This window comes from Streptomyces sp. SLBN-118 (assembly GCF_006715635.1).
Classification (GTDB): domain Bacteria; phylum Actinomycetota; class Actinomycetes; order Streptomycetales; family Streptomycetaceae; genus Streptomyces.
In genome coordinates this window covers 981,499-996,469 of record NZ_VFNP01000002.1, presented here as the reverse complement: position 1 = coordinate 996,469, position 14,971 = coordinate 981,499, and the positions used below count along the sequence as shown (strand labels likewise).

The following is a 14,971-nucleotide window of genomic DNA, read 5'->3' as shown; positions in this document are numbered from 1 at the left end:
AATGGCTGGCCTGATGAGGCAATCGAGAACCGAAGCGCTTGACATTCGTTGGCGCCGATGGGGACACGTGTTGCGCGAAATGTCCGAATAGGCAGTATTGCTTCACAATAGTCTCACTGGTGCGCGTTCCTGCGTTCCATGAGCCATCCATACTGAAAGGCGCTCAATGGACACTGCCCTTGTCTCCGCGGTCGGCAGGCCCGAGGCCGCACCCCGTCAGCAGGTTACCCATCGGGAGCCGCTGGCCAAACAGGCCATTGGCCACGCTGGTGGGGACCTGTCAGCGTCCGTCCGTCGACTTCTGTCGACCAGTGATGGGGCAAGTCCGAAGAGTGCATCCTTTCAGTCATCGATCTGAGTGACTGAACGGAGCAGAGCCGTGGACCGGCCACTCCCGTCGTTGAGCCAGTTCGTGCTCAAGGTGCATAGCCGTTGTGATCTCGCGTGTGATCATTGCTATGTCTACGAGCACGCGGACTCGAGCTGGCGCGGCCGGCCCAGGGCAATGCCCGAGAAGGCCATGGAGAAGACGGCGGCACGCATCGCCGAGCATGCCCGGGCCCACAGGCTTTCACTGGTCCAGGTCGTGCTGCACGGCGGTGAGCCCCTGCTGGCCGGGCCCATCCGATTAAGGAAGGCCGCCGAGGAGCTGTACAGCGCCCTGGACGGTGTGTGCGCCCTCGATCTGCGCATTCACACCAACGGAGTGCTCCTCAACGAGCGCTTCTGTGATCTCTTCGCCGAGCTGGACATCAAAGTCGGCGTATCGCTCGACGGTGACAAGGCATCAAACGACCGCCATCGGCGCTATGCCGACGGCCGCAGCAGCCATCCGCAGGTGCTGCGTGCAGTGGATCTCCTCAACCGGCCCACGTATCGGAGGCTGTTCGCGGGACTTCTGTGCACGATCGATGTCGAGAACGACCCGCTGGCGGTCTACGACGCCCTCGTCGCCCTGCGCCCGCCGCGCATCGACTTCCTTCTGCCCCATGCGACCTGGGACGTACCGCCCCCGCGGCCGGGGGCGTCGGCGACGCCCTACGCGGACTGGCTCGATGCCGTCTACCGGCGCTGGGACGGTTCCGGGCGGCCGGTCCCCGTGCGGATCTTCGACTCCGTACTGCGCACGCTGCGCGGTGAGAGCAGCCTGACCGAGTCGCTGGGACTGGCACCCGCGGATCTTGTGGTCATCGAGACCGACGGCACCTTCGAACAGGCCGACAGCCTCAAAACGGCCTATGACGGCGCACCTGTCACCGGCATGGACGTCTTCGCGAACTCCGTGGACGAGGTGCTGGAACATCCAGGACTGCTTGCCCGCCAGCTGGGAGTCGAGCAGCTGAGCGATCAGTGCCGAGCCTGCCCAGTGGTCACCTCCTGCGGGGGTGGCCTCTATGCCCACCGCTACCGGACCGGAAGCGGCTTCGACAATCCCTCCGTCTTCTGCCCGGATCTGATGGCACTGATCACGGGCATCCGCGACAGGGAAGCCGCCGCGGCGCGGCAGCCTGCGGGGCCCCTGGGTTCAGGGGAAGCCGCGGACCTCGACGAACTGGCCACGGGATTCGGCAGCGCGGAAATCGTGGGGCGCCTGGTGGCCGCCCAACTCGGCCTCAACCGCGAACTGCTGGCCGCCGTGGGCGAACGTGCCCCGGCCGGCGACAAGGCTGCTGCGGCGGCATGGCAGCTGCTGAGGCAGCTGGATCAGGATGCCCCGCATGCGGTGGATGCGGTGCTGGCTCATCCGTATACGCGTCCATGGGCCCTGCGCATCCTGAAGGGCTGGGGTTCGGGGACCATCGCGGCAGGTCTCGCCGAGCTCGCGGCGGCCAGTGCGATGAGGGCGCGGAGCGACGTCTCGGTTGTCGTCCCGGTCAGCGACGGACTGCTGCGGCTGCCAGGCATCGGTGCGGTGACCCTCGGACACGAATCCGGCCACGCGGAGGTGGCCATGGACGTTGAGGGCTTTTCCTTACGGGCTGCGGGCCGGATGCTGCGGATCGCCTGGGAGGAGGGGGTGGACGGACTCACTCCGCACTGGCGGCCCGTGCGGCTGGTCGAACTTCCGGGCTGGACCGTGGCGTTGGAGGACACCGACCCACTGCGAGACGTTTATGAGTGTCCCGTGGCTCAGCGCCTGTCCGTCGCCGAGGCGAAGCTGTGGGCGGAGGACCTGACCGGCGCCTGGTCGTTGATTCAGCGTCAACTTCCCTTGTTCGGAGCGGGTTTGGCGGCCGGACTGCCGGTCATCACGCCGCTTCACTCTCCGGACGGCGGCGATGTCGGCGCCGCGTCCAGGGAAGCATTCGGGGCGGTGGGGTCGGTCAGGCCCGGCGCGCCGGACCGGCTGGCACTGCTGATCATCCGTGAATTCCAGCGGATGAAGCTGGGGGCGGTACTGGACCGTCACGATCTCTGCCCAGGGCCGCTCGTCGGCCTGATGCAGGAGGCGTACGCACTGCTCGCAGTGGCGGACTTCTGGCGCGTGCGGGGGCGCACTGCGGACGGCAAGTCCGCACGCACGGCCCAGGCACAGGGCGCCGACCGGCGGCAACAGGCAGCCAAGGCGATCGAGGAGCTGGCCGGATCAGGCGCGCTGACGCCGCTCGGTGAGCGATTTGTCTCGGGGATGGCCGACAGGCTCCACTCGATGGACTGAAGGGAAACGCGGCCAGGCGTGTTCGCGCTGTTCCGCTGAGTAATTGGCGTTTCTACACTGAGGGATCCATCGACATGGACCGGGGGAGACGTCGTTGCTTGGAGCCATGGGGGCGGGGGGAGATGGATCAGAGCCATACTTCTTCCTCAGCTATGCACACACGCCGAAGAATCATCCGAAGGACAAAGACCCGAACATCTGGGTGAAGAGGCTGCACAGTGATCTGTGCGACCACGTACGCCAGCTCACCTCGCTTCCGGCCGGGGCCTCGGCCGGGTTCCTCGATCAGCAGATGCAGCCCGGGGAAGGCTGGCAGGAGCGGCTGTCGGAGGCCCTGGCGTACTGCAGGGTCTTTGTGCCGCTGTATTCGCCGCGCTACTTCCTGAGTGAACAGTGCGGCCGTGAATGGTTTGTTTTCTCCAAACGCGCGGCCCACCATCAGGCACGCAGCAACAGCAGCCCGGTGACGGGGATCGTTCCGGCCTTGTGGGTTCCGGTGCCGGCGAGGCAACTGCCGCATCCGGCCGAGCGGTTGCAGTTCAATCATGCGACCTTCGGGGAGGATTATGCGGACGAGGGCTTCTACGGGCTGATCAAGCTCAGATACTTACGGGACCAGTACGAGCGCGCGGTCTATCTCCTCGCGAAGCGCATCGTGAGCGTGGCGGAGCAGACACAGATGTCCGAGGGCGATCCCCGCCAGGACTACGGGTCGATGCCCAGCGCGTTCGGACCTCCCGGCCGTCCACGGGAGATGGAGGTGTCGGTCCTCGCCTGTTCCCGCTCCAGCCTTCCGCAGGACCGCGGCTCCGACTGCTACGGCACCCACCCGCGCGACTGGAATCCGTACCATCCCAAATCCTCCAGGCCGATCGCCGACCACGCCGTCGATCTCGTCAGAAACCTGGATTACCGGGTGAGCGTGGGGGATTTCGAGACCGAGGCGGAGCGCCTCCTGGCTCCGGGGCCGCCACGGGCGCCGGGCCTGCTGCTGCTGGACCGCTGGGCCCTCGACGCGCCGCACCACAGGGAGCTGGTGCGGCGTCTGTGCGCCGAGGACCGGCCGTGGATCAGCATCATGATCCCCTGGAATCGGGAGGACCCCGATTCGCGCCAGCGGGAGGAGGAGTTGAGTGCGGCCACGGAAGAGTCTCTGGCTCCGCGGCCGGAAGCGAGTGGCGGGCATCGGTCGTCGAGTGGTGGACTGCCCACACTGGAGGCGTTCAGTCAGGAGCTGCCGGGCGCCGTGAAGTCGGCGGAGAGGCATTACGCGGCCCATGCGAGGACCTATCCGCCGCAGGGGCCCAGCGCTCCGATCCCACGGGTGCTTCCGTCCGGCATCGGCTACGGAGCGGCAGTTCCCGCAAGCACCGCTCGTGAGACGGAGCAGTCACAAGGCAACGCCGACAAGGGGGAGGAGTCGCCATGACAGCGAATCGCGAAGGCACCATCGTCACCTTCTACTCGTACAAGGGCGGCACGGGGCGCACCATGGCGCTGGCCAACGTCGCCTGGATCCTCGCGGCGAACGGCTACCGGGTACTGGCCGTCGACTGGGACCTGGAAGCACCGGGCCTGCACCGCTTCTTCCACCCGTTTCTCGATCTCCCCGTCCTGGAAGCCACTCCCGGGCTGATCAATCTGATCACCGAGTACCAGGAGGAGGCACGGCGGCCCGCGCAGCGCGAACCCGACTGGCACCGTGAGTACGCGCGGGTCAGGCCGCACGCGACCTCCCTCGACTGGGCCTTTCCGCAGGGCGGCAGCCTGGACTTCCTCTCCGCAGGGCGGCGCAATCGCGATTATTCGGCGACCGTTGGAAGAATGGACTGGGACGACTTCTACGAGCGTTTCGGAGGTGGTCAGTTCTTCGATGCGATGCGTGCGGACATGCGCCGTCACTACGACTACACCTTGATCGACAGCAGGACCGGACTCAGCGACATAGCGGATATCTGCACGGTCCAGATGCCGCAGGTCCTGGTGGTCTGTTTCACCCTGAGCGACCAGAGCATCAACGGCGCATCAGAAGTGGCCCGCGACATCGCAGAGCGGTACCACGACAAGCACATCCGCATTCTGCCGGTTCCGATGCGGATAGACGACGGCGAGAAGGAGAAGGCCGACGCCGGACGCGCACTGGCCAGGGAGAGCTTCCCCGGACTTCCTGCCGGCCTGAGCAGGGACGAACTCGCCAATTACTGGGGATCGGTCGAGGTTCCCTACCGGCCGTTCTACGCGTACGAGGAAATCCTCGCGACCTTCGGTGACGCCCCGAACATTTCAAGTTCGATGCTCACCGCCTGCGAGCGGCTCACCTCAGTGCTCACCGATGGGCTGGTGAGTACGCTGCCACCGATCGACGAGGGGGAACGGCGCGCCCATGTGAAGTCCTATACGCGGCGACCACCTGTTCCGCAGTCCAATGTGGTGCTGCCCCATGTGGCCGAGGACCGGCTGTGGGCCGACTGGCTCGCATCGGTCCTGAGCCGCAGCGGATTCAACGTGGTGCCGGTGGACATCCGTTCGGGACGGGTCGCGGACGTCGAAGCGGAATTCGGGTCCACCGGGGCATACACCGTGGTCGCCGTGGTCTCGCAGGCCTTTCTCGACGCTCAGCCGGACGGGAGTCTCTGGGAGTCCTCCACAAGTCTCGATTCCTCCGCCGGCCGCCGCCAGTTGGTCCCGGTCCGCGTCGGTGAGGTACGCCGCAATCTGCCCATCAGCATCCGGGGCATCGACCTGGTGCGGCTCGACGAGGAGGATGCGGCGACCGCGCTGCTGTCCGCGCTGGACCGGGGGGAACGAGCCGCCGGGTCCAGGCCGGTGGCGGCCGGAGTGCGCTACCCGGGGTCCGTACCCAAGGTCTGGAATCTGCGGCCCCGCCACTCCTGGTTCACCGGCCGTGCCTCCGTCCTCGACCGACTGCGCGACCAGCTGCGCGGCGACACCCGCTCCGGCCAGCGCTTCCCCCAAGTCCTCTACGGACTTGGGGGCGTTGGGAAAACGCAAGTGGCCCGTGAGTACGCCCACCGGTTCCGGGCCGATTACGACCTGGTGTGGTGGGTGGAGGCCGAACAGCCCGATCGTGTGGTGTCCTCCCTTGCGGAGCTGGCCGCGGAGCTCGGCCTCAGGGCCGGTGACGTGGTCGCCGAGGCGGCCGAGGCCGCGGTACAGGCACTGCGCAGGGGCGAACCGTACTCCCGCTGGTTATTGATCTTCGACAATGTGGAGGATCTCGACGGGGCGCTGAAGCTGCTCCCCGAGGAGACCGGCCCGGTGTCCCCCGGCATCTACGGCCATGTCCTGGCCACCTGCCGCAACAAGCCGCGATCGACACGGCTGGAACCGATGGAAGTCGAGGTCTTCACACGCCCGGAGAGTGTCGAGCACCTGTGCCGCCGGGTGTCGAAACTGGCCTCCCGGGATGCCGGCCGGGTCGCCGAAGCCGTTGGTGACCTCCCCCTGGCGGTGGAGGTGGCGGCTGCCTGGCTCGCCGAGACGGCCACTCCGGTGGACTCGTATGTGGAGCAGCTGAAAGAGCAGAGCACCAAGGTCCTCTCCCTCGGCAAGCCCGAGGACTACTCCCTGCGGATCGGCGCGACCTGGAACATCTCGATCGCGCGGCTGCGGGAGGAGTCCAGGGCAGCGGTACGGCTGCTGGAGCTGTGCTCGTTCTTCTCCGCGGAGCCGATCTCGACGCAGCTGATCTGGAGCGACTCGATGCGTCAGTCGCTTCTGCCCTACGACCCCGACCTGCGGGACAGTTACATGCTGGGCAAGGTCATCGAGACCCTGAACCGGTTCGCACTGGCCAAGGTGGACCATGACCCGGAGGACAGCAGAATCCAGATCCACCGTCTGGTACAGGCAGCGGTCCGGGCCGGGCTCTCGCCGGAGGAACAGGAAAGGGCGAAGCACGAAGTGCATCGCGTTCTCGCCGAGGCCCGGCCGACGGAGCGGGCGGACAGGGACAATCCCGTCAACGACCCCAAGAGCTGGCCGAGTTTCGAACTGATCTGGCCCCACCTCGATCCGTCGGGCATCGCGGACTGCGACGAGGAGAACGTACGGCAGCTGATGGTCGACCGAGTCCGCTATCTGCTCAAGCGCGGTGAACTCGAGGCCGCGCGGGTCCTGGGATCGCAGCTGAACGAGACCTGGTCCCGTGAGCTGGGCGAGAACGACCTCCAGACCCTGAACATGCGCTTCGAGCTGGCCAACGCCCTGCGCGCACAAGGGAAGTACCACGAGGCCCACGCCATGGACGAGGACACCCTGGCCCGCCAGATCCAGGTGTTCCACGAGGACCACCCGAACGACGACCATCCCAGCATTCTGATCACCACCGGCAGCCTGGCCGCCGATCTGCGAGGCCTGGGGAGGTTCGACGAGGCGCTGGAGCGGGACAGGCGGATCTATCACGGATTCCGCCAGATATTCGGCGAGAAGCATCCACGGACTCTGATGGCGGCCAACAACCTCGCGATCGACTACCGGCTCACCGGCTACAGCGACAGAGCGCGGAGGCTGGACGAGAAGACGGTGGAGCGCCGCAGCGAAGTGCTCGGAGAAGACCATCCGTTCACCCTGACGACCAAGGGTCACCTCGCGCGTGACCTGCGGGAAACCGGCGAGTACCGGTCCTCCGTACAGGTCCTGCGCGAGGTCGTGGCCGCGTTCGAGCGCGTACTCAACACCGATGTGCCGGAAGTTCTGCGCACCGCCAAGTCCCTTGCGGTCTCGCTGCGCAAGGCCGGTGAACCGCACGAGGCGAAACGCATCTCGGAGGAGACGTACAAGCGCTACCGGGGGCGGTACGGCCCCAAGGTGCCCGACGCTCTCGCTTGCGGGCTCAACCTGGCCGCCGACTACTCGGCGGTCGGAGACAAACAGGCGGCGCTGGATCTCGCCCTGCAAATCCTGGACGGGTACCGCGAGACGCTGGGCAACGACCATCCCTTCACCCTGGCCTGCCGCAACAACGTGACCATCTACCAGCGGGGTCTCGACGCCGCGGCTCAGGCGGCAGAAGCCGGCGAAGGGATCCGTACGGCGCTGGAGAGGGCGCTGGGCGCACGCCATCCCTTCACGCTGTGCGCAGCGATCAATCTCGCCAACTCCTACGGTGACCTGGGGCAGCACGACAAGGCCGAGCACTGGGAACGAGCCGCGCTGGACGGGCTGTTGGAGCGGTACGAGCCGACGCACCCGGATGTGCTGGCCTGCCGGACCAATCTCGCCATCACACTGCGTTCGGCAGGCAAAGAAGAAGCGGCTCAGCACCTACGTACGGAGACCCTCGCATCCGCCACCAAACAACTGGGCGTGAAGCATCCCATCACCGAGGCGGCACTCGCCTGGCGGCGCGTCAACCGCGACCTCGAACCACAGCCGGTCTGAGGTCGCTCAGGAGGTGGCCCAGCTCAAGATACGCGTGAGGACCTGCAGCGCACCGAAGTGAGCCGCCCCGCGCTTCACCGCCAGCTGCGCGCCGGGAATCCGCTCGGCCAGCCACCGCGTGTGCTGCACGGGGGCGAACACATCGTCCTCGCCGTGCCAGAGCAGGACTTGCGCTCTGATGTCCTCGGGGCGGAACTCCCAGTCCGTGCTGAACGCCATGATGTCGTCGACCCAGCCGTCGGCCGAACTGCGCAACGCTTCCTTGAAGTTGCGTACCAGCATGGACTGAATTCCGACATCGGCGACGATCCCGCGGTCGGACTCCGGCAGCAGGCGGAGCATGTCGGCGACCCAGCCCGCCGGGTCCGCCCGGATCGCTGTCGCGCGGAAGCGCAGTGCTGCGGCCAGCTGCCCAAGGCCGGCTGCCGCGTTGATGTACTCCCGGACGTTGGACTCGGTCATGCCCTCGAACCAGTCGAGGCCCTGGGCATCCCGAGGGGCCAGCCCGACGAGCGCAGCCGTCCGCGTCGCGCGCTTGGGCAGCAGAGCCGCACAGGCCAGCGCATGCGGCGCTCCGCCGGAGCGCCCCACGACGGCGAACTCGTCGAGCCCCAGCTCGTCGGCGATCGTCTCGACATCGTTCGCGGCATTGGCGACCCGCCGCCCCGGTAATCGGTCCGACCCGCCGTACCCGGGCCGGTCGAAGGTGATCAGATGCACCCCCATCCGGTACAGCAGTCCGCTGCGCGGAGCCTGTCCCAGCCGGCTTCCCGGGGTGCCGTGCAAGAGAAAGACCGGCCTGCCGTGTGGATTCCCCTGGTGCTCCACGGCAAGAGTCCGGCCGTCCCGGGTGCGAATCAGCTGCCCCAACTGGTGCCTCCCCCGTGTGGTCGGTACGCGCAAGTATGGGCGCCTGCCGGGGACGTGGTACATACCCGAACAACCCGAGTCCGCTCGCGGAACTGCACGCACCAGACCCCGCTCGCTGATCCGGCCTGATCCGGAAGACACCCCCTAGCCCAGCCGGGGGATCTCGATCGCCGGGCAGCGGTCCATCACCATGTCCAGGCCGCTCGCCCGGGTGCGCTCATAGGCGTCCTCGTCGATCACGCCCAGCTGGAACCAGACCGCCTTCGCGCCGATCGCCGCCGCCTCGTCCGCGACCTGACCCGCGAGGGTCGAATTGACGAAGACGTCGACCACGTCGACGTCGAAGGGAATGTCCGCGAGCGTCGCGTACCCCTCCTCGCCGTGGACCGTCTCCGCCTTGGGGTGCACCGGGACGATGCGCTTGCCGTAGCGCTGCAGGACGTCGGCGACCCCGTACGCCGCCCGTGACCGGTTGCTCGACAGGCCGACCACCGCCCAGGTGTCGCCCGTGGAGGTGAGGATCCTGCGAATCGTCTCTGTGTCTGCGTCCATGCACCCGACAACGGGCGGCCCGCGCGGAGCATTCCCCTCCGCGTTCTTGTCCTGGGCAGGCGCATAGGGTGGCCGGATGCAGGAGCAGTACCGGACGGTCGCCCGCGAGGGCGTGCACGAGACCGAGATCAACAGATCGCGCTTCATCTGCGCGCTCGCGCCCGCCGCGACCGAGGAGGAGGCGCAGGCCTTCGTCGCACGCATCCGCAGGGAGCACCCGACCGCCACACACAACTGCTTCGCGTATGTCATCGGCGCCGATGCCTCCGTACAGAAGGCGAGCGACGACGGCGAGCCCGGCGGCACGGCGGGTGTGCCCATGCTGCAGATGCTGATGCGGCGCGATGTTCGATATGCCGTGGCCGTCGTGACCCGGTACTACGGCGGCGTGAAACTCGGCGCGGGCGGGCTGATCAGGGCGTACGGCGGAGTCGTCGGCGAGGCCCTGGACGAGCTCGGCACCATCACCCGGCTGCGCTTCCGGCTGGCCACCGTCACCGTCGACCACCAGCGGGCGGGCAAGCTGGAGAACGATCTGCGGGCGACCGGTCGCACCGTGCGCGAGGTGCGGTACGGGGATGCGGTGACGATCGAGATCGGGCTGCCGGACGCCGATGTGGACGCCTTCCGCGGCTGGCTGGCCGACGCCACGGCGGGGACGGCAGGACTGGAGCTGGGGGGCGAGGCGTATGGAGACGCCTGAAGCCGCCCGTGATGTCAGACCCCACCGATACGCTCGGGGATCATGAGATTCCTGCATACGTCGGACTGGCACCTGGGACGCTCGTTCCACCGGGTGAACATGCTCGACGCCCAGGCCGCGTTCCTCGACCACCTGGTGGCGACGGTCCGCGATCGCGATGCGGACGCGGTGCTGGTCGCGGGAGATGTGTACGACCGGGCGGTGCCGCCGCTCGCCGCCGTCGAGCTGTTCGACCGGGTGCTGCACCAGCTCGCCGCCGCCGGTGTGCCCACCGTGATGATCTCCGGGAACCATGACTCGGCGCGCCGCCTCGGTGTCGGGTCGGGGCTGATCGAGCGCGCCGGGATCCATCTGCGGACCGATCCGGCCGGATGCGCCACACCGGTGCTGTTGGAGGACCCGCACGGCCAGGTGGCTTTCTATGGACTGCCGTATCTCGAACCCGCCCTGGTGAAGGACGAGTTCAGGACCGAGAAGGCGGGACATGAGCCCGTCATCGGCGCGGCGATGGAGCGGGTGCGCGCCGACCTCGCGACCCGGGAGCAGGGGACCAGATCCGTCGTCCTCGCCCACGCCTTCGTGGCGGGCGGTCAGGAGAGCGACAGCGAGCGGGACATCACCGTCGGAGGCGTCTGCGCGGTGCCCGCCGGGGTCTTCGACGGCGTCGACTATGCCGCCCTCGGTCATCTGCACGGCTGCCAGACCATCACCGAGCGGGTGCGCTACTGCGGCTCACCGCTGGCCTACTCCTTCTCGGAGACCAACCACCGCAAGACGATGTGGCTCATCGACCTCGGCGCGCACGGTGAGATCGAGGCCGAACGCATCGACTGTCCCGTGCCGCGGCCGCTCGCCCGGCTGCGCGGACCGCTCGAAGAACTGCTCGATGACCCGGCGCTCGCAGCTCACGAGGAGTCGTTCGTGGAGGCCACCCTCACCGACGCCGTCCGCCCGGCCGAGCCGATGGCGCGCCTGGCCGAGCGGTTCCCGTACACCCTCAGCCTGGTCTTCGAGCCCGAGCGGTCCGACGTGGACGAGATCGTCTCGTACGCACAGAGGCTGAAGGGACGCGACGACCAGCAGATCGCCGAGGACTTCGTGGCCCATGTGCGGGGCGGCAGCGGGCCGGACGGTCCGGAACGCACCGTCCTGCGCGGCGCCTTCGACGACGTACGGGTGGACGGCGGCGTACGCGAGGTGGCCGGGTGAGACTGCACAGGCTGAGCCTCACCGCCTTCGGCCCCTTCGCAGCCGCCCAGGAAGTCGACTTCGACGCGCTCTGCGAGGCCGGGATCTTTCTCCTGCACGGCCCGACCGGAGCGGGCAAGACGTCCGTCCTCGACGCCGTGTGCTTCGCCCTGTACGGGGCGGTGCCCGGCGCGCGGCAGTCTCCCGGCGCCTCGCTGCGCAGCGACCACGCGGCGGCGGGGACCTTTACCGAGGTCTGCCTCGAACTGACCGTGGGGGGACGGCGGTTGGAGATCCGGCGACGGCCTGCCCAGCTGCGCCCCAAGAAGAACGGACAAGGGTTCACGACCGAACGGGCCCAGAGCTGGCTGCGCGAATACGACGCCCAGGAAGGCGCGTGGAAGGCGCTGAGCCGCTCCCACCAGGAGATCGGTGAGGAGATCGCGCAGCTTCTGGGGATGAGCCGCGACCAGTTCTGCCAGGTGGTGCTGTTGCCGCAGGGGGACTTCGCCCGCTTCCTGCGCGCCGACGCGGAGGCGCGCGGCAAGCTGCTCGGGCGGCTCTTCGACACACGCCGCTTCGCCGCGGTCGAGGAGCGCCTGGCGGACCGGCGGCGCGCCGCCGAACAACAGGTGAGAGCCGGTGACGAACGCCTCCTCGCGATCGCCCACCGCATGGAGCAGGCCGCGGGCACGGCGGCGGGGGACTGGCCGCCCCCGCGGCAGCAGCCGGGGGATCCCGGACTCGCCACGGCCGCCCTGGAGTGGGCGGCCGTCGCCCGCTCGGGTGCCCGAGAGGGGCTGGACATCGCCCACTGCGCCCTGGCCGCGGCGGAAAGCCGGCAGGCGGCTGCTCGCCACGCCCTGGACGCCGAGCACGAACTGGCCAGGCTGCAGTCGAGATACGAGGACGCACGAGCGCGGGGCGAAGCCCTGGAATCGCGGCGTCCCGAGCGGGACCACCTCCGGGCCACACTGGAGCGGGCCCGCAAGGCGGAGCTCGTGGAGCCCGCCCTGAGACTGCGGGACGACGCCGAGCGGGAGCACGGCGCCGCGCATGGCGACCGTGACCGGGCGCGCGCCGGGCTGCCGCCTGAGCTCAGGGACGCGGGCGCGGATCAGCTGACGGCCCTGGAGCGGAAGTTGCGCCAGGAACTGGGCGGCCTGGAAGCGGCCCGCCGCGCGGAGCGGCGCAGCGCGGAGCTCACCGGCGAGCGGGCGGACCTCGACCGTCAGGCCCGGGCGGACGAGGACCTTCTTCAGGACGCGGCGAGCTGGCTGGCGGACTGGGACACGGTCCGGCGGACCTACCAGGAACGGATCGCGGCTGCGCAGGAGGCGGCGACGCGCGCGGAACACCTTGCGGGGAAGATCGACCCCGCGCGCCGCAGGGCCCGGGCGGCCCGTGAACGGGACGAACTGGCGGCACGCACAGCACAGATGGAGGAGCGGCTGCGTACGGCTCGCGAGCGCGCGAGCGCCGCCCGCGAGAGCTGGCTCGACCTGAAGGAACGCCGACTGCGGGGCATCGCGGCGGAGTTGGCCACAGGTCTGGTCCCCGGCGCACCCTGCGCGGTCTGTGGCTCGGCCGAGCATCCGGCCCCGGCGCGGGCGGGCGCGGAGCACGTCGACCGCGCGGCCGAGGACACGGCGTACCGGGACTACACACGCGCGGACGCGGACAAGACAGACACAGAACGTGAACTGGCGGTAGTGCGCGAGGCATTCACGACTGCGCGGGACGAGGCGCGCACACAGTCCCCGGGCTCACAGCCGGTCGGGGATCCGGGCCCCGCGGTGCATGGTGGGGAGCCGGTGACCGCGGGTACGGGGACTGATGCCGCGGCTGGTCGGCCGGGTGATGCGTCGGACGGCACCGGCACGGACCCTGGTGCCGCCGAACTGTTCGCTCTCGTCGAGGAGTTGGAGCGCGAGCACCGTCACGCGCACCACGTCGCCTCCGGTATGCACGACGCGCGTGAGGCGCTCGACCGCGCCGAGCGCGAGCACGAGAAGCGCCTCGCCGTACAGCAGCAGGCCGAGCGGCGCGTCGCGGCGCGGACCTCGCAGCGCGAAGGACTCGACCGGGAACAGGCCGCCCTGGAAAGCGAGGTGGCCCGGGCCCGGGGTGACGCGGGCAGCGTCGCCGAGCATGCCGCGCTGCTGGAGCGCAGAGTGCGCCTGCTCGCCGGTGCCGCCGACGCCGTACGGTCCTTCGACCTCACCGCGCAGCGGCTGAAGGAGGCCGACGACCGGCTGGCCGACGCCGCGTTCCGGGCCGGGTTCGACACGCCGCGCGCCGCCGCGGCCGCTCTGCTTTCAGCCGCTGAGCAGCGCGACCTGCAGCACCGCATCGACGCCTGGCAGACTGAGGCGGCCGCCGTCGCCGACCGGCTGGCCGAGGCGGACACCCGCAGAGCCGCGGAGCATCCGCCCGCCGACCCGGAAGCCGTCCGAGCCGCCCACGACAATGCCGAGCGGGCACTTCGCGATGCCGCTTCCCTGCTCGCCGCCGCCCGCGAGCGGTGCTCAGAGCTGGCGAAGCTGTCGCGCCAGGCCGCGGCGGAAGTACTCCGGCTGGGCCCGCTGCGCGAGGGGTACGACCGGGTTGCCCGGCTCGCCGCTCTCACCGCCGGCACATCCGCCGACAACGAACGCAAGATGCGCCTGGAGTCGTACGTGCTCGCGGCCCGCCTGGAACAGGTCGCGGCCGCGGCGACCGTACGGCTGCAGCGCATGTCGTCAGGCCGCTACACCCTGGTGCACAGCGACACCCGGTCCGGCGGCAAGCGCTCCGGGCTCGGTCTGCATGTCGTCGACGCCTGGACCGGAAGCGAACGCGACACCGCGACGCTCTCCGGCGGCGAGACCTTCTTCGCCTCACTCGCCCTGGCGCTCGGCCTCGCCGATGTCGTCACGGACGAGGCCGGGGGCGTACGGCTTGACACCCTCTTCATCGACGAGGGGTTCGGCAGCCTGGACGAGCAGACCCTGGACGAGGTGCTCGACGTCCTCGACTCGCTGCGCGAACGGGACCGCAGCGTCGGCATCGTCAGTCATGTCGCCGATCTGCGCCGCCGGATCCCTGTCCAACTGGAGATCGTCAAGGAGCGGCGGGGCTCTGTCGCGCTGCTCCGCTCGGCACCGCTCAGCGGCTGATCGCGCGCCGGGGCAGTGGCGAGGAGTGGACGACGCTGGTGGTGACCGACCCCAGCGCGCCGATCTTTCCGGAGACTTCCTCGAGATGGGTCATCGAGCGCGTCGCGACCTTGAGGACGAAGCAGTCGTCGCCGGTGACATGCGACGCCGAACACTGCGAATGCCGTCCTCCGCGTGCCCGTGGCCTTGCCCGCCGCTGCTGCCGCGTACTTCGGAGCGAGCCTCGCCTTCCACGCCGATGTCTCCGATGTCGCCTCGGCACTCGCGGCCGGAGGCGACCCCGGATTCGTCGTCCTCGACACCGTTATCCGGGCAGATACCTGTCTCACCAGCGAATCTGTCTCTGTGGACGTGCGGGGGAGATTCACTCGATCGAGCACGTTGTCTCCGCCCGGAGGCGCCGTCCGATAGTGGAAGTGACGGAGAGACAGCCGGCGG

At 69.0% G+C, this 14,971-nt stretch carries 8 protein-coding genes and 2 pseudogenes; 7 read left to right on the top strand and 3 right to left on the bottom strand.

Going from position 1 to position 14,971, the window contains the following annotated elements:
• Positions 1–379: 379 nt before the first annotated feature.
• The 3 genes from FBY35_RS23065 to fxsT all read left to right on the top strand — a co-directional run bounded on the left by FBY35_RS23065 (position 380) and on the right by fxsT (position 8,062).
• Positions 380–2,659, top strand: coding sequence for an FxsB family cyclophane-forming radical SAM/SPASM peptide maturase (locus FBY35_RS23065; RefSeq protein ID WP_142215897.1), 2,280 nt, complete (start codon positions 380–382; stop codon positions 2,657–2,659).
• Between the two features lie 106 nt (positions 2,660–2,765).
• On the top strand, positions 2,766–4,088 hold the full coding sequence (locus tag FBY35_RS23060) for a TIR-like protein FxsC (protein ID WP_142218115.1): 1,323 nt from the start codon (positions 2,766–2,768) through the stop codon (positions 4,086–4,088).
• Positions 4,085–8,062, top strand: coding sequence for an FxSxx-COOH system tetratricopeptide repeat protein (fxsT, locus tag FBY35_RS23055; protein ID WP_142215896.1), 3,978 nt, complete (start codon positions 4,085–4,087; stop codon positions 8,060–8,062). The genes FBY35_RS23060 and fxsT overlap by 4 nt, the downstream gene beginning before the upstream one ends.
• A gap of 6 nt (positions 8,063–8,068) precedes the next feature.
• Here fxsT and FBY35_RS23050 read toward each other — a convergent pair whose 3' ends face one another.
• Positions 8,069–8,932 carry an alpha/beta fold hydrolase gene (locus tag FBY35_RS23050; RefSeq protein WP_260848793.1) on the bottom strand — a complete coding sequence of 288 codons (864 nt, stop codon included), beginning with the start codon at positions 8,930–8,932 and terminating at the stop codon, positions 8,069–8,071.
• A gap of 144 nt (positions 8,933–9,076) precedes the next feature.
• Positions 9,077–9,484 (bottom strand): CoA-binding protein, encoded by a 408-nt coding sequence (locus FBY35_RS23045; RefSeq protein ID WP_142215894.1) that lies wholly within the window; start codon positions 9,482–9,484, stop codon positions 9,077–9,079.
• A 76-nt stretch (positions 9,485–9,560) separates the two neighbouring features.
• Here FBY35_RS23045 and FBY35_RS23040 point away from each other — a divergent pair, with 76 nt between their 5' ends.
• From FBY35_RS23040 to FBY35_RS23030, 3 genes are read left to right on the top strand one after another with little or no spacing between them, the layout of a single operon-like run.
• Entirely contained in the window at positions 9,561–10,187 is a 627-nt protein-coding gene (locus FBY35_RS23040; RefSeq protein ID WP_142215893.1) for a YigZ family protein, read from the top strand.
• Positions 10,188–10,229: 42 nt separating this feature from the next.
• Entirely contained in the window at positions 10,230–11,396 is a 1,167-nt protein-coding gene (locus FBY35_RS23035; protein WP_142215892.1) for an exonuclease SbcCD subunit D, read from the top strand.
• On the top strand, positions 11,393–14,533 hold the full coding sequence (locus tag FBY35_RS23030; RefSeq protein WP_142215891.1) for an AAA family ATPase: 3,141 nt from the start codon (positions 11,393–11,395) through the stop codon (positions 14,531–14,533). Before FBY35_RS23035 ends, FBY35_RS23030 begins: the two co-directional genes overlap by 4 nt.
• Here the strand turns inward: FBY35_RS23030 and FBY35_RS23025 are convergent.
• A pseudogene (locus tag FBY35_RS23025) lies at positions 14,523–14,681 on the bottom strand (Lrp/AsnC ligand binding domain-containing protein); the annotation flags it as partial. The gene FBY35_RS23030 and the pseudogene FBY35_RS23025 overlap by 11 nt on opposite strands.
• Before the next feature lie 26 nt (positions 14,682–14,707).
• Between FBY35_RS23025 and FBY35_RS37400 the strand changes: the two are divergent.
• Positions 14,708–14,836, top strand: a pseudogene (locus FBY35_RS37400) (rhodanese-like domain-containing protein); the annotation flags it as partial.
• Between the last annotated feature and the right edge of the window lie 135 nt (positions 14,837–14,971).